Origin of the sequence: Propioniciclava soli, assembly GCF_014858005.1 — a bacterium.
Lineage (GTDB): Bacteria > Actinomycetota > Actinomycetes > Propionibacteriales > Propionibacteriaceae > Propioniciclava > Propioniciclava soli.
The window spans coordinates 175,239-196,242 of record NZ_JACYOT010000005.1; the positions used below are offsets into that span (position 1 = coordinate 175,239).

The following is a 21,004-nucleotide window of genomic DNA, read 5'->3' on the forward strand; positions in this document are numbered from 1 at the left end:
GCGGCTCAGACGAACCGCACCCAGTTGGGGCCCTCGCCGGTGGCCACCTGGTCCAGCTCGGTGAGCCGGCCGTCCAGGCTGATGCCGACCAGGCTGACCCGGCCCGACGCCTCACCCGCGACGAGCAGCTGGGCACCGTCCGGGGTGACGTTGAACCCGCGGGGCTGCGTCTGGGTCTCGGCCAGCGCGACGACCTCACCGAGGTGACCGTCGGCGTCCAGCCTCACCGCCGCCAGCGTGCTCTCGGTGCGCTCCGAGCAGACGAGGTACGCCTCCTCACGCGCCAGGTGCAGATCGGCGCCCCAGACGAGGTGGCCCTCCTTCGGGTCCGCCCCCAGCTCGCTGTCGGACAGCCCCCGGTCAGTGGCGTGGGCGCGCACCGACTCGGCCCGGGTCAGCGTGCCGGTCTCGGTGTCGCGGTCGAACCGGATGGCCTCGCCGGTGAACTCGGTCATCAGGTAGGCCGACGTCTCGTCGAAGGACAAGATGAGGTGGCGCGGCCCGGCATCGGCGTCGAGGCCGACGGTCGGCGGCTCGAGCGGCGAGAGTGCCCCGTCGCGAGAGATCGCGCACTGGGCCACGAGATCGTCCCCGAGCGCCACGAAGTAGGCGTGCTGCCCCGCGGCGTCCGTCACGACGCAGTGGACGTTGCGGTGCTGCACCGGCTTGGAACGCTCCCCGACCACCCCGTCGGTGACCGGCCACGTCGCCCCCCAGCCCCCGCCGTAGGACGCACCGAGCAGCAGTTCACCGCCCCGCGCCAGGGTGAGGTACGCCAACGCATCCGGCACCTCGGTGCGCGACAGCTCGCTCAGCGTGCCGGTGAGCCGGTCCAGCTCCAGCGTCACGATGCCCGGCGAGGGCTCCTTGACGGCGGTGTACACGCGGTTGCGGGCGGCGTCCACGGCGAAGGTGCTGCACCCGGCACCCACCTCGCTCGTGCCGACCACCTGCAGGTGGTCATCGTCCACGGCGACCACGGAGATCGTGCCCGCCTTGGCGTTGCCGACAAGGGCCAACAGTGCGTCAGTCATGGGTCCATCGTAGGCGGACGCCGCCCGCCCACGCAGGCGCCGCGGACGCCCGAGCGGACGCGTTCAGGCTGAACGTTCGCTGAACTCCGCCAACTCGCCGGCCAGATCGGCGTTCACCCGAGCGATGACCCGGGTGCCGTCGCCGGTGTGCTCGGTGGTGAGGATCTCCCCCGCCTTGTGGATCCGATCCACCAGGTCGTGACGGGCGTACGGGATCATGGCGCGCACCTCGACCGGCGGACGCGGGAGCCGCTCCTCGACGCGGGCGCGCAGCTCCTCGACCCCCGCGCCCGTGCGCGCCGAGACGAACAGCGCGTCCGGGGCCAGGGTGCGCAGCGGCACGAGTGCGTCCGGGTCGGCCAGGTCGATCTTGTTGAACACGATCTGCTCGGCGAGGTTGCCCGCGCCGATCTCGTTCAACACCGATCGGACGGCGCTGATCTGCCCGGCCGGGTCGGGATCGGAGGCGTCGACCACGTGGACGAGCAGGTCGGCGTCCGCCGATTCCTCCAGCGTGGAGCGGAACGCCTCGACCAGATCGTGGGGCAGGTGCCGGACGAAGCCGACCGTGTCGGTCAGGGTGAAGACGCGCCCGTCGGCGGTCTCGCTGCGCCGGGTGGTCGGGTCGAGCGTCGCGAACAGGGCATTTTCCACCAGGACGCCGGCGCCCGTGAGCCGGTTCAGCAGCGACGACTTGCCGGCGTTGGTGTAGCCGACGATGGCGACGGAGGGCACCTGGTTGCGCTTGCGCTCGGCGCGCTTGGTGTCGCGCACGGCGTCCATGTCACGCAACCGCTTGCGGAGCTGGGCGATGCGGCTGCCGATGCGCCGGCGGTCGGTCTCGATCTTGGTCTCACCGGGGCCGCGGCCGCCGATGCCCGCGCCGGCCGCCGCCCGGCCGCCGGCCTGGCGGGAGAGGTTGCCGCCCCAGCCGCGCAGCCGTTGCCGCAGGTACTGCAACTGGGCCAGCTCGACCTGGGCCTTGCCCTCGATGGACTTGGCGTGTGTCGCGAAGATGTCCAGGATCAGCGCCGTCCGGTCGATGACCTTGACGCCGATCCGGTCCTCCAGGTTGCGCAGCTGGGCGGGCTCCAGCTCCCCGTCACAGATGACCGTGTCGGCGCCGGTCGCGATCACCACCTCGCGCACCTCGTCGACCTTGCCGCGGCCGATGTAGGTGGCCGGGTCCGGGCTGGTGCGCCGCTGGACCAGCCCCTCGAGCACGTCGGAACCGGCCGTCTCGGCGAGCAGCTTGAGCTCGGCCATCGCGTTGTCGCTGTCGGCCTGCGTGCCGGACGTCCACACCCCGACGAGGACGACGCGCTCCAGCTGCAGCTCGCGGTACTCGACCTCGGTGATGTCGGCCAACTGCGTCGACATGCCCGCCACGCGCCGCAGCGAGATGCGCTCGGCGAGATCGAGCTGGTCACCGTCGTAGTCGACGGATTCGGGATCGGCGCCATACGGCTCGTGCGTCATGCTTCCTCCTGGGGCCACGCGACGTCGCCGCGGGCCACGATCTCGGCGGGTCCGGTCAGCCAGGCGTCCCCGTCGCGGAGGGTGACCTCCACGGAGCCGCCCGGCACGTCCACCCGCCAGGTGCTTTCACTCTGGTTCTCGCCACGGTCAGCCAGCGCTGCGGCCACGGCGACCGTGCCCGTGCCGCACGAGGCGGTCTCACCCACGCCGCGCTCGAACACGCGCATGCGAACGTGATGGTCCCCGACCGGGGCGACGAACTCGATGTTGACGCCGTCGGGGAAGGCCTCACGCGGCGTCCAGACCGGCGGACGCGTCAGGTCGAGCCCGTCGAGGTCGTCGCCCTCCAGCCAGACGACCGCGTGCGGGTTGCCGACGTCGACCGCGCGCGCCCGCCAGCGCTGTTCGGGAACGCCCGCGGCGAGGCTCACCTCGACCTCCGCGGCGGCCAGGCGGGGGCGTCCCATCGCGACGCGGATGCGGCCGTCGGGCAGCACCTCCGCTTCGCGCAGGCCCGCCCGGGTGCCGATGCCGACGGTGGTGGTGCCGGCCGGCACCAACCCCTCGGCCACGAGGTGCCGCGCGAACACGCGGACGCCGTTGCCGCACATCTCGGCGATCGAGCCATCGGCGTTGCGGTAGTCCATGAACCACAGGTCGGGGTCGCCGCTCCACTCCGGAACATGGCGAGCGCGCACAGCCCGCAGGACGCCGTCACCGCCGATGCCGCCGCGCCGGTCACACAGGAAGCGCACGGCGGCGTCGGTGAGCAAGAGCTCGTCGTCGGGGTCGACGAGGAGGACGAAGTCGTTCTTCGTCCCGTGCCCCTTCGCAAAGCTCACCACCGCGTCATTCTCCCACACGAGCAGATCAACGCCGCTGGCCGTGGGCCTGTTCCCCGCCCCCGCAGCGCTGTTGCGGGGCGTCGGTGGTCAAGGCGTCGGGGCCCAAGGCGTCGTGGGCGATGGTGGCGGCGGCACCGGGATCCCCGGCCGCCAGCCAGGCGATGCGGTCGTCGCGCCGGAACCAGCCGAGTTGGCGGCGGGCGAACCGCTTGGTGCGGCGGACGGTGTCGGCCCGCGCCTCGTCCTGCGTGATCTCCCCGGCGAGGAAGCGCAACACCTGGGCGTAGCCGATGGCGACCGCTGCCGTCCGGCCCCGCCGCAACCCGGCCGCCTCGAGCCGGCGCACCTCGTCGACGAATCCCGCCTCCCACATCGCGTCGACACGCTCGGCGATGCGGGCATCCATGACGTCGCGCGGCAGTTCGAGCCCCCACGCGCGCACCCCGGGGATCGCGTACGTCCACGCGGGCAAGGTGGCGGCATGGCTGCCGGTGAGGTCGATCACCTCCAGCGCCCGGACGAGGCGGCGACCGTTGCCCGGCAGGATCTCCGCGCCGGCCGCCGGGCTGCGCCGGGCCAACTCGGCGTGCAGCGCCTCGGGCCCCTCGTCCGCCAGGCGCGCCTCCCAACGGGCGCGCACCGCGGCGTCGGTGCCCGGGAACTCGAACACGTCCAGGATGGCCCGCTGGTAGAGCGCCGACCCACCGACCAGCACGGGCACGACCCCGCGCCGCCGACAGTCCGCGATGGCCGTGCGGGCGCGATCCTGGAAGTCGGCCACGGTGGCGACCTCGGTGACGTCGAGAACGTCGACGAGATGGTGGCGGACGCCGCGCCGCTCGGCCTGCGTCGGCTTGGCCGTGCCGATGTCCATGCCCCGATAGACGAGCATCGAATCGGCGTTGACGATCTCGGCCGGCTGGCCGTGGGCGGCCAGGTGGAGGGCGACGTCGACGGCGAGGGTGGACTTGCCGCTCGCCGTGGGCCCGTTCAGGGCGATGACCGGCAGAGTCTCCTCGGGCGCGGGGTGGTGGGGCACCGGTCCATCTTGGCCCATCCGGGGCGTCCGGCTCACGGGCGGGGGGTTCCCTCGTCCGCATCGGCGGCGTACGGTGGGGCCTGCCGGGTGACAACAGGGCCGGCACTGGACGGGAGAGAGGAGGTCTCATGGGCATCTTCGACGACATCAAGAACACCGCCGACGCCCACGAGGCGCAGGTGGAGGCCGGGATCGACAAGGCGGGCGACGCCGTGGACCGCAAGACCGGGTCCCGCTACGCCGAGCAGGTCGACCAGGCCCAGGACTTCGCCAAGGACTGGGTCGGCGCCCCGGAGGGGACGACCGACCAGAACGCGAACGCTCCGCAGGAGCGCGCGTGACACAGCGGTGGCGGACGCCTGACGTTCGTTGATCCGTCCTGGACGCAAGCTATCTCGCTCAGGGCCGCACCCGATTCGGGTGCGGCCCTGAGTGCGTCCTGACCCGGCCGGCCGATGAGCACCGGGGTCGCGGTCCGGGTCGGGGTCGTCAGTTTCGGGAGCAGCCGCCGGTGGCCGGGGCCATCGGCTCGGGGCGGCGCAGCGGCATCCCCAACCCGATCGAGGGGGCTGCGGGTGGCGCGCCACGCCAGCGCTCCCACGCGTCGCCACCCGCGGTCCGCCGCAGGTTGGTCACCGCGCCGTCGGCGTTGAGGTGGTGGGGGGCGGCGTGGGTGATCTCGACGTCGGCCAGATCGCCCGGACGCGGGGCGGGTGCGTCTGGGTCGACCGCCACGTGGACCAACCGGTTGTCGCGGGCCCGCCCTGACACGCGGTGCGTCTCGGCGTCCTTGCGGCCCTCGCCGTCGGCGAAGAGCACCTCGACCGTGCGACCCAGGAAGGTCTTGTTCTCCTCCCACGCCAGGTTTCCCACGAGTTCGACCAGGCGCTCATACCGCTCCTGGACGACCGGCTTGGGCACCTGGTCGGCCATCGTGGCGGCCGGCGTCCCGGGGCGGATGGAGTACTGGAACGTGAACGCCGCCGAGAATCGGCTCGCGCGCACCACGTCCATCGTGGCCTCGAAGTCGGCGTCCGTCTCCCCGGGGAACCCCACGATGATGTCGGTGGTGATGGCGGCTTCGGGGATGGCGGCGCGAACGCGGTCGATGATGCCCAGGAAGCGCTCGCTGCGGTAGGAGCGGCGCATGGCGCGGAGCACGGCGTCGGAGCCGGACTGCAGGGGCATGTGCAGGCTCGGCATCACGTTGGGCGTCTCGGCCATCGCGGCGATGACGTCGTCGGTGAACGCCGCCGGGTGCGGCGAGGTGAAGCGGACGCGCTCGAGGCCTTCGATCTCGCCGCAGGCCCGCAACAGCTTGCCGAAGGCCAGCCGGTCGCCAAACTCGACGCCGTAGCTGTTCACGTTCTGGCCGAGCAGGGTGATCTCCTGGACGCCCTCGGCGACGAGGGCCCGGATCTCGGCGAGGATGTCACCGGGACGCCGATCGGCCTCCTTGCCGCGCAGCTGCGGGACGATGCAGAAGGTGCAGGTGTTGTTGCAGCCCACGGAGATGCTCACCCACGCTGCGTACGGCGAGTCGCGCCGGGTGGGCAGCGTCGAGGGGAAGCGCGTCAGCGACTCCTCGATCTCGACCTGCGCCGCCTGCTCCACGCGCGCCCGCTCCAGCAGCACCGGCAGCGAGCCGATGTTGTGCGTGCCGAACACGACGTCCACCCACGGCGCGCGGTTGACCACCGTGTCGCGGTCCTTCTGCGCCATGCAGCCACCCACCGCGATCTGCATCGCCGGGTTCTTCAGCTTCTCCGGGCGCAGGTGGCCGAGGTTGCCGTAGAGGCGGTTGTCGGCATTCTCGCGCACCGCGCAGGTGTTGAACACGACGATGTCACCGCGGGACGCCTCGGGCGCGCGGGTGTAGCCCGCTCCCTCGAGGAGACCGGAGATCCGCTCGGAGTCGTGGACGTTCATCTGGCAGCCGTAGGTGATGACCTCGTAGGTGCGCGGCAGGGCTTGGTTCGTCATGACGAGGGCAGATTCTACCCCGTGGCCGACGCGGGTCATTAGGGTGGGAGGCCCATGCCCCGCCTCCCGGTGGCGGGCCGCGAAGGAGGTTTCCATGAGCAACGACCAGATCGACCCGCGCGCCAAGCCCTCCCAAGAGCAGGCCGCCGACAATCCCTCGCTGCGTCACCCCGCACACATCGACGATCCGACCACCCGTCAGGACGTGGCCGACGAGCAGCCCGACGGCCCGGAAGCCGGTGACGTCGGCGAGCGTCGCGAGCCCGTCGGCGACGAGGACGGCCAAGACACGACGGATCAGTCCGACAGCGACATCGTCGACAAGGTCACCAAACCCTGAGTCGACCGCGCGAGTGGCTCGGGCTGGACGGTTCGGCAGGCAGCGCGGCCCGGCTCCGTCCGCTCGGCGGCCGGCCCCGCTCAGGGCTCCGGCTCGTCCAGGCCCTCGGTGACCTCGCCCACCACGCGGTGGGCCAAGCCGGGGCCGAAACCGCGCCGGGCCAATGCCCCCGCCAACCGGCGGTACCGGACGTGGGGTTCGAGGTTGGCCATGGAGCGGACCTTCTTCTCGGCCAGGGCCCGCGCCGCCGCGTAGTCCGCGTCGTCCGGGGTGTCGGACAGCGCGGTGTCGATGGTCTCGGCGTCGACCCCCTTGGTGCGCAATTCCTGGCGCAGGGCGCGCGCCGACTTCATGCGGCGCTGTTGCCCCTCCACCCACAAGCTGGCGAACTGCGCGTCGTCCACCAGCCCGACCTCCTCGAAACGGTCCAGCACGCGCGCGGCGACCTCGGCGGGCACACCTTTGCGGGCCATGGCCGTGGCCAGCTCGGCACGGGATCGGGCGCGCAGCTCGAGCAGCCGCAGCCCGATCTCCCGGGCCACGGCTTCCTGATCGGCCTCAGGCTGGTCACCGACCAGGTCGGTCGGTTCTTCGGAGGAGCGCCGACGCCCGCGACGGCCGCCCGCGCCCCCTCCCCTGCCCCCGCTCAGAACCTGACCTCGCCGGTCACCGGATCGATGTCCTCAGCAGCCTCCGCACCGGCGTCACCCGCGGCGTCCTCGCGCTTGACGCCCACGCCGAGCTTCGTCTTGATGCGGAGCTCGATCTCGTTCGCCATGTCGGGGTTGCGCTTCAGGTGGTTGCGGGCGTTCTCCTTGCCCTGCCCGAGCTGGTCGCCCTCGTAGGTGAACCAGGCACCCGCCTTGCGGATGATGCCCTCGTCGACGCCCAGATCGATGAGGCTGCCCTCGCGGCTGATGCCCTGCCCGTACAGGATGTCGAACTCGGCCTGCTTGAAGGGCGGCGCCACCTTGTTCTTGACGACCTTCACTCGCGTGCGGTTGCCGACCATGTCGGTGCCGTCCTTGAGGGTCTCGATGCGGCGGACGTCGAGCCGGACCGAGGAGTAGAACTTGAGGGCGCGACCACCGGTCGTCGTCTCGGGCGACCCGAACATGACGCCGATCTTCTCGCGCAGCTGGTTGATGAAGATCGCCGTGGTGCCGGCCCCGGAGAGCGCACCGGTCATCTTGCGGAGCGCCTGGCTCATCAGACGGGCCTGCAGGCCGACGTGGCTGTCGCCCATCTCGCCCTCGATCTCGGCGCGCGGCGTCAACGCGGCCACCGAGTCGATGACGATGAGGGTCAACGCCCCCGAGCGCACGAGCATGTCCGCGATCTCCAGCGCCTGCTCACCGTTGTCCGGCTGGCTCACCAGCAGCGCGTCGGTGTCAACCCCGAGCTTCGCCGCGTACTCCGGATCCAGCGCGTGCTCGGCGTCGATGAACGCGCAGATGCCGCCTGCCGCCTGGGCGTTGGCGATGGCGTGCAGCGCCACCGTCGTCTTGCCCGAGGACTCCGGGCCGTAGATCTCGACCACCCGGCCGCGGGGCAACCCGCCGATGCCGAGCGCCACGTCCAGTGTGATCGACCCGGTGGGGATCACCTCGATCGGCTGGCGGGTCTCCTCGCCCAGCCGCATGACCGACCCCTTGCCGTGGGCCTTCTCAATCTGTGCGAGGGCCGCCTCGAGCGCCTTCTCGCGATCTGCTACCGCCATCGTTCACCTTTCCCGCCCACCGGGTGGGCCCTCGGGTGGGAGAGGTCTCTCCCGCTTCACCCAGCACGTTAGGCCGTGCCTCCGACATTCCGTCACCCCCGTGGCGGGCTGTGGAGAACGAGCTGCCGTCGTGCCCAACATCCACAACTCTACCGAACAGGTGTTCGAAGGGGGCGCCGACACGCGCGGCGCGGTTCAGCGTTCCGAGGCCGGTAGTTCCAGGAAGGCCCACACGGCTCGCCAGACGCGCTGCGCGTTGACGCCCGAGGCCAGTGCCTCGATGACCGTGCGGCCCTCGAGATCGGCCAACACGGTCTGGTCCGCCCACACGCGGGCATACGGAGCGCCGAGGTGGTGCTCCAGGCGTCGCCAGAGTTCGGTCTCCCGCACGCGTCGGCTGGCTCTCGACGCGTCAGGCCGCCGCGCGCGGCGTCCGCAGCGTCAGCGTCGTGACGGCGCCGTGGGCCTCGACCCGGTCGCTCACCCGGCGCAACAGGTCGGCCAGCGGCACGTCCAGCGCGCCGCAGATGGCGTTGAGCAGCTCGCTGGAGGCCTCCTTCTGGCCTCGCTCCACCTCGCTGAGATAGCCCAGCGACACGCGGGCCTCCCCGGAGACCTCACGGAGGGTCTTGGTGGATTCCAGCCGCAGTTCGCGCAGCGTCTGTCCGAGCATCTCGCGCATGAGAACAGCCACGGTCCCCCTCCTCTCCTCAACGGGTGCCACATCGACCGGTACCTCAACGCACCGGCGTCCAGCCGTGTTCCCGACCCTACACGGGCGCGACGACGCGCAGCAGCATCGCGAGGGCGGCGTCCACCGTCTGCGCCCGAATCGCGGCCCGGTCGCCGGTGAACGCGTAGTGCTCCACCAATTGCTGCTGCGGCAGGGAGGCGATGCGAGGGCCGACCACGCACACGTACACCTCGCCGGGCTCGTGCCCGTCCTGACCGCTCGGCCCGGCCACCCCGGTGACGGCCACCGCCCAGTCGGCGTCCGTACGCTCCTGCAGACCGACGGCCATGGCGAGCGCCACCTCCTGGCTGACGGCTGTGTGCGCCGCGAGCGCCTCTGCCGGGACGCCGAGCAGGTCCGTCTTCAGCCGGCTCGCGTACGCCACCGCTCCGCCGAGGTAGACCGCGGACGCCCCCGGCACCTGCGTGAGCGTCGCACCGATGAGCCCGCCGGTCAGGGACTCCGCGGTGGCCAGCGTCACGGTCCGCTCGGTGAAGGTGGCGATGACATTCGCCGCCAACTCGCTCACCGGGCCTCCTCCGGGTGCTCGGCCAGGTAGCGGGCCCGCAGTTTCGCGGCCTCACGCAGGTAGTCCAGCCCCGTCACCACGGTGAGCACCAACGCCAGGATCATCGCCGCCCACGCGAGCCACCCCCACCACACCGGCATCAGCGCCAGCCCGGGCAGGAACAGGATGATCGCGACGGCCTGCAGGACGGTCTTGAGCTTGCCACCGCGGTTCGCCGCCATCACGCCGTACTTGATGATCGCCCACCGGAGCACGGTGATGCCCCACTCGCGGACGAGGATGACCACGGTGATCCACCACGGCAGCTCGGCGAGGATGCTGAGGCCCACGAACGCCATGCCGGTGATGGCCTTGTCGGCGATCGGATCCCACAGCTTCCCGAAGTCCGTCACCAGGTTGTGCTTGCGGGCGATGTGCCCGTCCACCGCGTCGGTGATGATCGCCAGGGTGAACACGGCGGTCGCCACCCAGCGCATCACGGGGTCGGCGGGGAAGGCCAGCAGCACCCAGCCGAGGAGCGGAACCATCACCAGCCGCAGGCCGGTGAGCACGTTGGGCAGGTTCCAGTTGCTGGGCGGTGTGGTGGGTGCTGCGCTCATCGCGAAGTCTCCTCCCGCACGATCAGGTCGACGCCGTCCGACGCCTCGACCCTACCCCACACCAGGTCGCCCACCGCGCGGCGCGCGGCACCCCCCGGCACGAGGCAGACCCCATCGACCTCCGGGCCCTGGTGGGCCGCGCGACCCACCGCGTCCGGGCCGTCGGTCGACTCGACCAACACCCGGACGCGCTCGCCGACCCGCTCGGCCGCCCGCTGGTCGACCAGCTCGGTGGCGAGGTCGTTGACGCGTTCGAACCGCTCCGCCACGACGTCCGCGGCCACGTGATCGCCGAGACCGACGGCCTCGGTCCCCTCCTCGTCGGAGTAGGGGAAGACGCCGAGCGCGTCCAGCCGCGCCCGCTCGACGAAATCGACGAGCAGGTCGACGTCGGCCTCGGTCTCGCCGGGGAAGCCCACGATCACGTTGCTGCGGACGCCGGCGTCCGGCCGCAGCGCCCGAATGCGGTCCAGGAGGCCCAGGAACGACGCGGGATCCCCGAAGCGGCGCATGCGACGGAGCACCGCGGGCGCCGCGTGCTGGAAGCTGAGGTCGAAATAGGGCACGACCTTCTCCAGGCTGCACATCGTCTCGATCAGGCCCGGCCGGATCTCGGCCGGCTGCAGGTAGCTCACGCGGATCCACTCCAGGCCGTCGATGCGGTCGAGCTCGCCCAGGAGTCGTTCCAGCGCGCCCAGCTCACCGAGATCCTTGCCGTAGGACGATGTGTTCTCGCTCACCAGGAACGCCTCGCGCACCCCCTGCCCGACGAGCTGGCGCACCTCGGCCACCACGTCGTCCACGCCGCGGCTCAGGAACGAGCCGCGGAAGCCCGGGATGGCGCAGAACGCGCAGCGCCGGTCGCAGCCGGAGGCGATCTTCACCGCCGCGGACGGCCCGCCGGTCAGGCGTCGCCGCACCGGCCGCGGGCCGGACGCGGGCGCGAGGCCGTCCGGCAACGCGCCCAGCCCGGGCACGACCACCCCGGACGCGGCCGGGCGGCGCGCGGCCGGTGCCACCGGGAGGAGACGCCGCCGGTCCGACGGCGTGTGGGCCTCGACGTGCGCCCCGGCCATCACGAGGCGGATCCGCTCGTCGATGTCGGCGTAGGCATCGAAGCCGAGGACGGCGTCCGCCTCGGGCAGCGCCTCGGCCAGCTCGCGTCCGTACCGTTCGGCCATGCATCCGACCGCGACGACGCGCTGCGTCGGGCCGGCACCCTTCAGGTCGGCGGCAGCCAGGAGGGTGTCGATCGAGTCCTTCTTGGCCGATTCGATGAAGCCGCACGTGTTGACGACGATGGCCTCGGCGTCGCCGGGCTCCTCGACCAGGGTGAACCCACCGGTCTCCAGCCGCCCGGCCAGCTCGTCGGAGTCGACCTCGTTGCGGGCGCAGCCGAGGGACACGATGTGGACGCGGGTGGAGGTCACGCCGCAAGGGTATCCGGGGTGAGGAGCAGGTCGTTGCGTGCCCGCTCCACCCCGAGCCGGACGCCGACGAGCGGGAAGCCCCCAGGGCCTCCCGCTCGTCCGCGGCCAGTCACTCAGTACGAGACCGACCCGTACGACACCGAGCTCGAGGGTGCGGCGCCGTAGGAGACCGAACCGTACGACACGGAACCATAGGAGACCGACCCGTAGGAGACCGACCCGTACGACACCGACCCATAGGACACCGAGCTGGAGGGGGCGGCGCCGTAGGAGACCGAGCCGTACGAGACCGAATCGGGGGCCGAGCCGCCCGGCAGGGCGTAGGACACACTGCCCAGGGCCAGGGCTCCGGCGGCGAGGGTGCCGGTGGCGGCGAGCGCGAGACGCTTGATCATTTTTTCCCCAATCACTCAGTGTTCTTTGCCCACACGATCTGCGGCGGTCACCGGTGTGGGTGATTCACACCCTAGTCAACAGCGATCCGCGGCGTGAAGTTGAACACGGCGGGGGAGGAAGAAATTCACCCATGCGCCCCCCCTGGGCCCACCCATGGGGCCATCAGGGGGCGAAACCGCCCCGGCTCGGCACGAGCCGGGGCGTCCGAGAGGGGCTCGCTCAGCGCTGCAACACTGCGGCGCTGATGCGCTCCACCTCGTCCTGCGTCAGGTCCAGTTCCATGGCCAGGGCCGAGTCGGTGATCGAGGCCGGTCGGGACGCACCCGGGATCGGGATGACGTGGTCACCCAAGGCCAGTTCCCAGGCGAGCGTGACCTGCTGCGGGCTGACGCCGTGGGCGTCCGCCACCTGGGCGATCGCGGCGAAACGCTCGCCGACCGCTGCCGCTCCCCCGCCGGTGCCACCCAGCGGCGACCAGGGCAGGAAGGCGATGCCGTGCTCACCGCAGTGCTCCAACTCCGACAACGAGGTGTGGTTGAACTTCGGGGAGAACTCGTTCTGCACCGCCGCGAGCCCACCCTCGCCAAGCACCTCGAGGGCGATGTCGATCTCCTCGACGTTCGCGTTGGAGATCCCGATCTCGGCGATGAGGCCGTCGGCCTTCAGCTGCGCCAGCGCCTCGATGGCGTCGGCGTACACGCGGGTGCGATCCGGCCGGTGGAGGTAGTAGAGGTCGATCGTGTCGACCCCCAGGCGGGTGGCGGACGCCTCGGCCGCCCGGCGGAGGTGTGCGGGGGAGGCGTCCCGGCCCCAGCCGTCGGGCTCGTGGCGGGTGATGCCGCCCTTGGTGGCCACGACGACCTCGCTGCGGTCGCCCGACCAGGCGGCCAGCGCCTCGGCGACGATCTCCTCGTTGTGGCCCACCGCGTCCCAACTCGGGGCGTAGATGTCGGCGGTGTCGATGAGGCGGACGCCGGCGTCAAGGGCGGCGTGCACCGTGGCGATCCCCTGCTCGCGGGGCGTCGTCGTGCCGTCGTTGTTCATGGAGAACGGCATGGCCCCCAGGCCGAGGGGGGACACGCGGAACTGTCCGAGAGTGCGCTGCTTGGTCATGCAGCTCACCCTAGTGCGCGTCGGAGCTCAGGCCTCCGCCAGGTTGGCCAGCACCTCGTCCAAGTCGTCGGGCTTGACGAGCACTTCGCGGGGCTTGCTGCCCTCGGACGGGCCAACGATGCCGCGGGTCTCCAGGATGTCCATGAGGCGTCCGGCCTTCGCGAACCCCACGCGCAGCTTGCGCTGCAGCATGGATGTCGAACCCAGCTGCAGGTTCACCACGAGCTGGGCGGCCTCGAGGACGAGCTCGAGGTCGTCGCCGATGTCCTCGGCCACCTTGGTCGACTCCGCCGGCGCCGCCACGTCCTCGCGGTACTGCGGTGCGAGCTGCTCGGTGACGTGCTTCACGACCTCGCGGATCTCCGCTTCGGTGACCCAGGCGCCCTGCACGCGGACGGGCTTGGACGCCCCCATCGGCAGGAACAGGCCGTCGCCCTGCCCGACGAGCTTCTCGGCGCCCGGCTGGTCGAGGATGACGCGCGAGTCGGTCATCGACGAGGTGGCGAACGCCAGGCGCGAGGGCACATTGGCCTTGATGAGGCCGGTGACGACGTCGGTCGAGGGGCGCTGCGTGGCCAGCACCAGGTGGATGCCGGCGGCGCGCGCGAGCTGGGTGATGCGGACGATGGAGTCCTCGACGTCGCGCGGGGCGACCATCATGAGGTCGGCCAGCTCGTCGACGATCACCAGCAGATACGGGTAGGGCGCGAGCACGCGCTCGGAGCCGGGCGGCACGGTGACGGCGCCGGAGCGGACCGCCTTGTTGAAGTCGTCGATGTGCCGGAACCCGAAGGCGGCGAGATCGTCGTAGCGGGCGTCCATCTCGCGGCAGACCCACTGCAGCGCCTCGGCCGCCTTCTTCGGGTTCGTGATGATCGGCGTCACCAGGTGCGGGATGCCCTCGTAGTTGGTGAGCTCCACGCGCTTGGGGTCGACCAGCAGCAGGCGCACCTCGTCCGGCGTCGCCCGCATGAGCAGCGAGGTGATCATCGAGTTCACGAAGCTCGACTTGCCGGAGCCGGTGGCGCCCGCGACGAGCAGGTGCGGCATCTTGGCCATGTTGGCCACGACGTAGCCGCCCTCGACGTCCTTGCCCAGGCCGACGGTCATGGGGTGGTGGTCGTTGCGGGCGCGGTTGCTGCGCAGCACGTCGCCCAGGCTGACGATCTCCTTGTCAGTGTTCGGGATCTCGACGCCGATGGCCGACTTGCCGGGGATGGGGCTCAGGATGCGGACGTCTGCGGACGCCACGGCGTAGGCGATGTTGCGGCCGAGCGCGGTGACCTTCTCCACCTTGACGCCCTGGCCCAGCTCCACCTCGTAGCGCGTGACCGTCGGCCCCCGCGTGTAGCCGGTGACCTGGGCGTCGATGTCGAACTGGCTGAACACCTCGGCCAGGCGCCCCACGATGGCGTCGGACGCCTCCGTGCGGGCCTTGGGCGCCGTGCCGGCCTTGAGGCTGGTGGATTCCGGCAGCACGTACTGGACGTCGCCGGTGAGCACGAGCTGCTCCGCGCGCAGCGGTTCGTTGGAGTGTTCGGGCGGCTGCAGGTCCTTCGGCGGGTCGACCGTCACGGGCGCCTTGCCGGCCGTGACCGGCGGGGCCGCCACCGAGGCGATGCGCTCCTCGGGAACGACCTCGCCGTCGACCACGTCGGCGTCCGAGGCGTAGAGCTGGAGCCGATCCTCGACCAGCGGGCTGTCGTAGGCCTCGTCCACGCCGTAGGTGAGCTCGGGGCGCTCGGGACGCTGCGGCAGCCGGGCGCGCAGCGCCGCGAGGCGCTGCGGGAATTCCCGCAGCGGGATGCCGGTGATCACCAGCAGACCGAAGAGGCTGATCAGCACCAGCACGGGCACGGCGACCCACCGGGTGAGCAGGTCGGCGAGGAACGAGCTGGAGATGAAGCCGAGGATGCCGCCGGCGGCCTGCATCTGCTCGGCCTGGGACGGTGTGGGCAGCCCGCGGGCGATGCTGATGAGGCCGAGGACGCCGAGGGCGAGGGTCAGCCACCCCACCGGCTGGCGGCCGGCGGGGCCGTTGGCCTCGGGGTCGCGCAGCGTGCGCCACGCCAAGGCCCAGCAGGCGAGCGGGACGGCGACGGCGGCCGAGCCGACGATCGTGGCGATGCCGACGCGCAGCGCGTCCCCGACCGCACCGGGGAGCATGAACCAGAACGCCGCCGCGACGAGCGCGCCGAGCACCAGCAGAGCGAGGCCGGTGCCGTCGCGCCGCTTCTCGGGGTCGAGCTGGCGATCCGGCGAGCCCAGGCTGCGCACGAGGCGTCCGGTGGCGTGGGCCAGCGCCATCCAGACCGCGGCGATGCCGCGTCCGAGCGCGGCCAGGACGGCCGTGAAGCCGCCCCCGCTGTTCGCGGGGGCGCGCTTGGAGGAGTTCGATGAGCTTCGGCCACGAGAAGACGACGAACGGGGTGCGTTCGATCGGCTCCGCGTGGGGGAAGACGCGCGGGTCGCCATGGCGACGACCCTAACAAGGCCCGGGACCCCGGTCGAGCGTCCACGCCGCCGGTCGCGGCGTCCGGCTACCAGGGTGGGCTCGGAAGTGCCGCCAGCCGCCGGAGCTGTCGTCACTGTCCCAGGGAGCGCCGTCCACGGTCACGGGGTGGGCCAGGTCGTCGGCGTCCGTGGCGTCCTCGGCGGGCAGGACGCGGCCCACGACGAACCAACCCGCGGGGACGGCGTCGGCGTCCGGGAAGGTCGCGAGCAACGCATGGTCGTCGCCGCCGGTGAGCACGTACCCGAGGGGGTCTCCCCCGCCGATCGCCGCCGCGACCGTCTGCTGGGCCTCCCCCACCTCGAAGGCGGAGCTGTCGAGGTCGATGCGGACGCCGGACGCGCGGGCCACGTGCCCGAGATCGGCCAGCGGCCCGTCGGAGCAGTCGATGAGGCTCGTGGCGCCGGCGTCCGCCGCCACGCGGCCCTGGCCGTAGGGCACCTCGGGCACGCGGTGGGCGCGGACGACCGCGCCCGGCGACCGGAACCCGCGGGCCAGCACCGCGAGGCCGGCGGCGGCCATGCCGAAGCGGCCGACGGCCGCCACCACGTCGCCCGGGCGGGCGCCGGAGCGCAGCAACGGGGGGCGTCCGCCGAGGTCGCCGAACACCGTGACGACCACCGCGATCGCGGCGCCCCGGGTCACGTCGCCGCCCATCAGGACGGCCCCGGCCAGGCCGCACTCCTCGGCGACGCCGCGGCCGAACTCCAGCACCCAGTCGGCTGGGGTGGCGGCGGGGCAGCTCAGCGCGACGACGATGCCCACCGGGCGAGCGGCCATGGCCTCCAGGTCGGCCACCGCCGAGCCGACGGCCTTGCGCCCCACGTCGTGCGGGCCCGACCACACCTTCTTGAAGTGGACGTCCTCCACCATCGCGTCGGTGGAGACGACGACGTCGCCGTCCGGGGTGAACACGGCGGCGTCGTCCCCGGGGCCGACGCGGAGGGCGTCCGAGGTGGCCAGGCCGGCGGTGAGCGCCTCGATGAGCCCGAACTCGCCGAGCTCGTCGACCGTGCGAGCCGCCATCAGCGCAGCCCCATGGGCCGGTGGAGGGCCAGCTCGATGAGTTCGGCGATGAGATCGGGGTACGCGAGGCCGGTCGCCTCCCACAGCTTCGGGTACATCGAGAGGTAGGTGAAGCCGGGCATGGTGTTGAGCTCGTTGACGAAGATCTCCTCGTCGGGGGTCACAAAGAGGTCGACGCGGGAGAGCCCTTCGGCGCCCATGGCGGTGAAGGTGCGCGCGGCGATCCGCTGCACGCGGGCGAGCAGGGCGTCGGAGAGGTCGGCGGGGACGTCGAGGTCCACCTGCCCCTCGGGGGTGTACTTGGCCTCGTAGTCGTAGAACGCGTCGGCGGTGTGCATGCGGATCTCCCCGGCCAGCGAGACCCGCGGCGGGCCGTCGAGTGAGTCGAGCACGGCGAGCTCGATCTCGCGGGCCCCCACGAAGCCCTGCTCGACGACCACCTTGGGATCCCAGGTGAGCGCGTCCTCGACGCAGGCCGCGAGCTCGTCGATGCCGGCCGCCCGCGAGATGCCCACCGACGAGCCGCCGCGCGCGGGCTTCACGTAGACGGGGAAGGCCAGGTTGTCCTCGATGCGCCGGGTCAGGCGCGCGGAATCCTCCGCCCAGGCGTGGGCCGTGACCGTGACCCACGGGCAGGTGGGCAGCCCGGCCGAGACCAACCCGGCCTTCATCAGGTCCTTGTCCATCGACATGGCGGACGCCGCCACCCCGGCCCCCACGTAGCGCAGCCCGTGCATCTCAAACAGCCCCTGCAGGGTGCCGTCCTCCCCGAAGGGCCCGTGCAGCAGGGCGAACACGACGTCGAAGTCGCGGGCGTCGACGAGCGTGTCGCCGTCCAGCGTCGCGATGCGCCCACCGCGGGCGGTGGGGACCAGGACGGCCGTCGGCCGGTCCTCGTCCAGGCGCGGCAGCCGGCCGTCCTCGACGGCGAGCGACGCCATCTCGTCGGTGGACACCTGCACCCACCGGCCCGAGGGCGTGATGCCGATGCCGACCACCTCGAACCGCTCGGCGTCGATCGCGCGCGTCACCCCGCCGGCGGTGAGGCAGGAGACGTCATGCTCGGAGCTCACGCCCCCGAAGATGATCGCGACGCGTGTGCGGGAGACCTGCCGCATGTGGAGTTCCTTTCGGATGGCTGCCACCACACCCTAGCGAGCGCCGACGCGGCGTAGGCTCACGGCTCGTGGAGGAGACACGCGCTGTGACGGTGGGCCCGCCGGTGGAGGGGGGCTGGCGCGTCGTCGACGACGCCGGGCGCCCCTTGGTGCTGGCCCGCAGTGCCCTGGACGCCCGCCTGGTCAGCCTGAGGACCGGTCAGCGCCTGCTCGCCCGCATGCGAGCCGGTGCCATCGTGGCGGCGTCCCTCCCCTGACCCTCGTGCGGCAATGCCATCTGTATAGACACTGCGTATGGACGCGGGTAGTCTCACGCGCATGGCGCTCAGCATTCGCAACCGGGAAACCGAGCAGGCCGTCCGCGCGTTGGCCTCGCGCACCGGTCTGACGCTCACCGAAGCGATCGACATGGCCGTCCGGGCACAACTTGACCTCACCGACGTTTCCGATGAGGCACGCGCAATCCGCGAGGCCCACCTGCATCGCGTGTTCGACGCGTGGCGGGAGGACCTCGACGTCACTGCGCTGCTGAGTGACGACGACCTGTATGACGAGGACGGGCTGCCGCGGTGATCGTCGACACCTCGGCGCTCGTCGCCGTGCTTCGTGGAGAAGAGGCCGCAGCCTTGGTCCTGCGCGCCATGGCAGGCGAGGCGTCACACCAGATGAGCGCGGCGACGCGCGTGGAACTGGGGTTGGTGCTGGGCGGGCAGCTCTCCGAGGACGACATCGATCGCCGTCTCGCCGAGCTTGGGATCGACGTGGTGGCCTTCACGCCGAAACAGGCACGGCTGGCGTCCGAGGGGCACCGCCGCTACGGCCGGGGTCACCACCGTGCCCGGTTGAACCTGGGCGACACCTTCTCGTACGCGCTCGCGCGCGACACCGGGTTCACCCTCCTCTGCGTGGGCGACGACTTCCGGCGCACCGACCTGCCGGTCGCCCCGTAACGTCGTGACGACTCCAGCCCGCCCCGGTGATCGGCATTTGGACCCGAGGAAATGGCGCCATGGCGCCATTTCCTCGGGTCCAAATGCCAACTACCCCCTGTGAGGGGTCAGTCGGCGACCTTGGCGGGGAGGGTGGCGACCTTCCAGCTCGGGCGCTCGGCCTCGTAGGCGTCGATCAGGTGGGCGCTCTGCAGGGTGACACCGATGTCGTCGAGCCCGTTCAGGAGGCGGTGGCGCGTGTAGTCGTCGATCTCGAACGGGTGCACGGCATCGCCCGCGGTGATCGTGGTGTCCTCCAGCGACACGGTGAGCTCGGCGCCCGGCTCGGCCTCGAGGTAGGCCCACAGCTCCTCGACGATCTCCTGGGGAACGCGCGCCACCAGGAGGCCGGCCTTGCCCGAGTTGCCCCGGAAGATGTCGCCGAAGCGGCTGCCGATGACCACCTTGAACCCGTAGTTCTGCAATGCCCACACGGCGTGCTCGCGCGAGCTGCCGGTGCCGAAGTCCGGGCCCGCCACCAGCACCGATCCGGCGCGGTAGGCGTCCGAGTTCAGCACGAAGTCGGGATCGCCGCGCCAGGCGGCGAACAGGCCGTCCTCGAACCCCGAGCGCGTCACGCGCTTGAGGTAGACCGCCGGGATGATCTGGTCGGTGTCGACGTTGCTGCGCCGCAGCGGCACGCCAATGCCGGTGTGGGTGGTGAAGGCGTCCATGTCAGTTCTCCTCGAGGTCGGCCGGCGCGCTCAGCGTGCCGCGCACCGCGGTGGCGGCGGCGACGGGCGGCGACACCAGGTGCGTGCGTCCGCCCTTGCCCTGGCGTCCCTCGAAGTTACGGTTCGAGGTGGACGCCGAGCGCTCGCCCGGCTTGAGCTGGTCGGGGTTCATGCCCAGGCACATCGAGCAACCGGCCTCGCGCCACTCGGCGCCGGCGGCGGTGAAGACCTTGTCGAGCCCCTCGTCCATCGCCTGCTTGCGAACGCGCGCCGAACCCGGCACCACCATCATGCGGACGCCGTCGGCCACGCGGCGGCCCTCGATCACGGACGCCGCGAGCCGCAGGTCCTCGATCCGGCCGTTGGTGCACGAACCGAGGAACACGGTGTCGACCTTGATGTCGCGCATCGGCGTCCCGGCCGTGAGCGCCATGTACTCCAGCGCGCGCTCGGCGGCGGACTGCTCGACGGGGTCGGCGAAGTCCGCCGGAGCGGGCACCGCGTCGCCCAGGCCCACGCCCTGGCCGGGGTTGGTGCCCCAGGTCACGAACGGAGTCAGCGCGGCGGCGTCAATGTCCACCTCGGCGTCGAACACGGCGTCGTCGTCCGACCGCAGCGTGCGCCAGTACGCCACAGCGGCGTCCCACGCCTCGCCCTGCGGGGCGTGCGGGCGTCCCTGCAGGTAGGCGAACGTGGTGTCGTCGGGCGCCACCATGCCGGCCTTGGCGCCCCACTCGATGCTCATGTTGCAGATGGTCATGCGCCCCTCCATCGACATATTCTCGATGGTGGTGCCGCGGTACTCGACGATGTAGCCCTGGCCGCCGCCGGTGCCGACCTTCGCGATCAGCGCGAGGACGACATCCTTCGGCGTCACCCCCTCGGGCAGCTCGCCGTTGATGTTGACGGCCATGCGCTTGGCCGGCGCTTGGTTGAGCGTCTGGGTGGCGAGCACGTGCTCCACCTCGGAGGTGCCGATGCCGAACGCCAGCGCCCCGAACGCGCCGTGCGTGGCCGTGTGCGAATCGCCGCAGACGATCGTCATGCCCGGCTGGGTCACGCCCAGCTGCGGACCGATGATGTGGACGATGCCCTGGTCGGCGTCCCCCAGGCTGTGGATGCGGATGCCGAACTCCGCCGCGTTCTTGCGCAGCGTGTCGACCTGCAGCCGCGACACGGGGTCGACGATCGGCAGGGTGATGTTCTCGGTGGGGGTGTTGTGGTCCTCGGTCGCGAGCGTCAGATCCGGACGCCGCACCGGACGCCCCGCCAGCCGCAGGCCGTCGAAGGCCTGGGGGCTCGTGACCTCGTGCACGAGGTGCAGGTCGATGTAGAGGAGGTCCGGCTCCCCCGGTGCGCTCCGGACGACGTGGTCGGCCCACACCTTGTCGCTGAGGGTCTTCCCCATCTGTTCGTTCCTTCCCTTGTACTGCAACAGGCAGCCT

Annotated in this window: 24 protein-coding genes; 5 read left to right on the plus strand and 19 right to left on the minus strand. The window is 71.7% G+C overall.

Annotated elements, in window-relative coordinates:
* Positions 1-5 precede the first annotated feature (5 nt).
* The 4 genes from IFY26_RS05925 to miaA all read right to left on the minus strand — a co-directional run bounded on the left by IFY26_RS05925 (position 6) and on the right by miaA (position 4,397).
* The gene (locus tag IFY26_RS05925; RefSeq protein WP_232548080.1) at positions 6-1,034 is read right to left on the minus strand and encodes a lactonase family protein; all 1,029 of its coding nucleotides are present in this window, start codon (positions 1,032-1,034) and stop codon (positions 6-8) included.
* A 63-nt stretch (positions 1,035-1,097) separates the two neighbouring features.
* Positions 1,098-2,513: a GTPase HflX gene (hflX, locus tag IFY26_RS05930; protein WP_232548081.1), complete on the minus strand. Its 1,416-nt coding sequence runs from the start codon at positions 2,511-2,513 to the stop codon at positions 1,098-1,100.
* On the minus strand, positions 2,510-3,358 hold the full coding sequence (gene dapF, locus IFY26_RS05935) for a diaminopimelate epimerase (RefSeq protein ID WP_232548286.1): 849 nt from the start codon (positions 3,356-3,358) through the stop codon (positions 2,510-2,512). Before dapF ends, hflX begins: the two co-directional genes overlap by 4 nt.
* A gap of 25 nt (positions 3,359-3,383) precedes the next feature.
* Entirely contained in the window at positions 3,384-4,397 is a 1,014-nt protein-coding gene (miaA, locus tag IFY26_RS05940) for a tRNA (adenosine(37)-N6)-dimethylallyltransferase MiaA (protein WP_232548082.1), read from the minus strand.
* Between the two features lie 128 nt (positions 4,398-4,525).
* On the opposite strand from miaA, the gene IFY26_RS05945 reads away from it, so the two are divergent.
* Positions 4,526-4,738, plus strand: a complete 213-nt coding sequence (locus IFY26_RS05945; protein ID WP_232548083.1) for an antitoxin — start codon at positions 4,526-4,528, stop codon at positions 4,736-4,738.
* Between the two features lie 148 nt (positions 4,739-4,886).
* On the opposite strand, the gene miaB is transcribed toward IFY26_RS05945, so the two are convergent.
* A complete protein-coding gene (miaB, locus tag IFY26_RS05950) occupies positions 4,887-6,380 on the minus strand; it encodes a tRNA (N6-isopentenyl adenosine(37)-C2)-methylthiotransferase MiaB (RefSeq protein ID WP_232548084.1) in 1,494 nt (497 codons plus the stop codon).
* Positions 6,381-6,474: 94 nt separating this feature from the next.
* Here miaB and IFY26_RS05955 point away from each other — a divergent pair, with 94 nt between their 5' ends.
* Entirely contained in the window at positions 6,475-6,720 is a 246-nt protein-coding gene (locus IFY26_RS05955; RefSeq protein WP_232548085.1) for a hypothetical protein, read from the plus strand.
* A gap of 80 nt (positions 6,721-6,800) precedes the next feature.
* Here the strand turns inward: IFY26_RS05955 and IFY26_RS05960 are convergent, their stop codons facing one another.
* The 12 genes from IFY26_RS05960 to IFY26_RS06015 all read right to left on the minus strand — a co-directional run bounded on the left by IFY26_RS05960 (position 6,801) and on the right by IFY26_RS06015 (position 17,896).
* Positions 6,801-7,262 carry a regulatory protein RecX gene (locus IFY26_RS05960; RefSeq protein WP_232548086.1) on the minus strand — a complete coding sequence of 154 codons (462 nt, stop codon included), beginning with the start codon at positions 7,260-7,262 and terminating at the stop codon, positions 6,801-6,803.
* Between the two features lie 104 nt (positions 7,263-7,366).
* Positions 7,367-8,440 (minus strand): recombinase RecA, encoded by a 1,074-nt coding sequence (gene recA, locus IFY26_RS05965; RefSeq protein ID WP_232548087.1) that lies wholly within the window; start codon positions 8,438-8,440, stop codon positions 7,367-7,369.
* A gap of 195 nt (positions 8,441-8,635) precedes the next feature.
* Complete coding sequence (locus tag IFY26_RS05970; RefSeq protein ID WP_232548088.1) at positions 8,636-8,830, minus strand: DUF3046 domain-containing protein; 195 nt, start codon at positions 8,828-8,830, stop codon at positions 8,636-8,638.
* A gap of 22 nt (positions 8,831-8,852) precedes the next feature.
* Positions 8,853-9,122, minus strand: a complete 270-nt coding sequence (locus IFY26_RS05975; protein ID WP_269779202.1) for a helix-turn-helix domain-containing protein — start codon at positions 9,120-9,122, stop codon at positions 8,853-8,855.
* Positions 9,123-9,210: 88 nt separating this feature from the next.
* The gene (locus IFY26_RS05980) at positions 9,211-9,702 is read right to left on the minus strand and encodes a CinA family protein (RefSeq protein WP_232548090.1); all 492 of its coding nucleotides are present in this window, start codon (positions 9,700-9,702) and stop codon (positions 9,211-9,213) included.
* Positions 9,699-10,301, minus strand: a complete 603-nt coding sequence (gene pgsA / locus IFY26_RS05985; protein WP_232548091.1) for a CDP-diacylglycerol--glycerol-3-phosphate 3-phosphatidyltransferase — start codon at positions 10,299-10,301, stop codon at positions 9,699-9,701. Before pgsA ends, IFY26_RS05980 begins: the two co-directional genes overlap by 4 nt.
* Positions 10,298-11,731 carry a 30S ribosomal protein S12 methylthiotransferase RimO gene (rimO, locus tag IFY26_RS05990; RefSeq protein ID WP_232548092.1) on the minus strand — a complete coding sequence of 478 codons (1,434 nt, stop codon included), beginning with the start codon at positions 11,729-11,731 and terminating at the stop codon, positions 10,298-10,300. Before rimO ends, pgsA begins: the two co-directional genes overlap by 4 nt.
* 113 nt (positions 11,732-11,844) lie before the next feature.
* Entirely contained in the window at positions 11,845-12,126 is a 282-nt protein-coding gene (locus IFY26_RS05995; RefSeq protein WP_232548093.1) for a hypothetical protein, read from the minus strand.
* A 220-nt stretch (positions 12,127-12,346) separates the two neighbouring features.
* On the minus strand, positions 12,347-13,240 hold the full coding sequence (locus tag IFY26_RS06000) for an aldo/keto reductase (RefSeq protein ID WP_232548094.1): 894 nt from the start codon (positions 13,238-13,240) through the stop codon (positions 12,347-12,349).
* 27 nt (positions 13,241-13,267) lie between these two features.
* Positions 13,268-15,715, minus strand: a complete 2,448-nt coding sequence (locus tag IFY26_RS06005; protein WP_232548095.1) for an FtsK/SpoIIIE family DNA translocase — start codon at positions 15,713-15,715, stop codon at positions 13,268-13,270.
* Between the two features lie 10 nt (positions 15,716-15,725).
* Positions 15,726-16,778 (minus strand): thiamine-phosphate kinase, encoded by a 1,053-nt coding sequence (locus IFY26_RS06010; RefSeq protein WP_232548096.1) that lies wholly within the window; start codon positions 16,776-16,778, stop codon positions 15,726-15,728.
* Complete coding sequence (locus IFY26_RS06015; protein WP_232548097.1) at positions 16,778-17,896, minus strand: D-alanine--D-alanine ligase family protein; 1,119 nt, start codon at positions 17,894-17,896, stop codon at positions 16,778-16,780. The genes IFY26_RS06010 and IFY26_RS06015 overlap by 1 nt, the downstream gene beginning before the upstream one ends.
* Positions 17,897-17,964: 68 nt before the next feature.
* Here IFY26_RS06015 and IFY26_RS06020 point away from each other — a divergent pair, with 68 nt between their 5' ends.
* The 3 genes from IFY26_RS06020 to IFY26_RS06030 all read left to right on the plus strand — a co-directional run bounded on the left by IFY26_RS06020 (position 17,965) and on the right by IFY26_RS06030 (position 18,846).
* Complete coding sequence (locus tag IFY26_RS06020; protein WP_232548098.1) at positions 17,965-18,153, plus strand: hypothetical protein; 189 nt, start codon at positions 17,965-17,967, stop codon at positions 18,151-18,153.
* Between the two features lie 61 nt (positions 18,154-18,214).
* On the plus strand, positions 18,215-18,469 hold the full coding sequence (locus IFY26_RS06025) for a type II toxin-antitoxin system VapB family antitoxin (RefSeq protein ID WP_232548099.1): 255 nt from the start codon (positions 18,215-18,217) through the stop codon (positions 18,467-18,469).
* A complete protein-coding gene (locus tag IFY26_RS06030; protein ID WP_232548100.1) occupies positions 18,466-18,846 on the plus strand; it encodes a type II toxin-antitoxin system VapC family toxin in 381 nt (126 codons plus the stop codon). Before IFY26_RS06025 ends, IFY26_RS06030 begins: the two co-directional genes overlap by 4 nt.
* 107 nt (positions 18,847-18,953) lie before the next feature.
* Here IFY26_RS06030 and leuD read toward each other — a convergent pair whose 3' ends face one another.
* Positions 18,954-19,559, minus strand: a complete 606-nt coding sequence (gene leuD, locus IFY26_RS06035) for a 3-isopropylmalate dehydratase small subunit (RefSeq protein WP_232548101.1) — start codon at positions 19,557-19,559, stop codon at positions 18,954-18,956.
* Position 19,560: 1 nt separating this feature from the next.
* Entirely contained in the window at positions 19,561-20,967 is a 1,407-nt protein-coding gene (leuC, locus tag IFY26_RS06040) for a 3-isopropylmalate dehydratase large subunit (protein ID WP_232548102.1), read from the minus strand.
* Positions 20,968-21,004 lie beyond the last annotated feature (37 nt).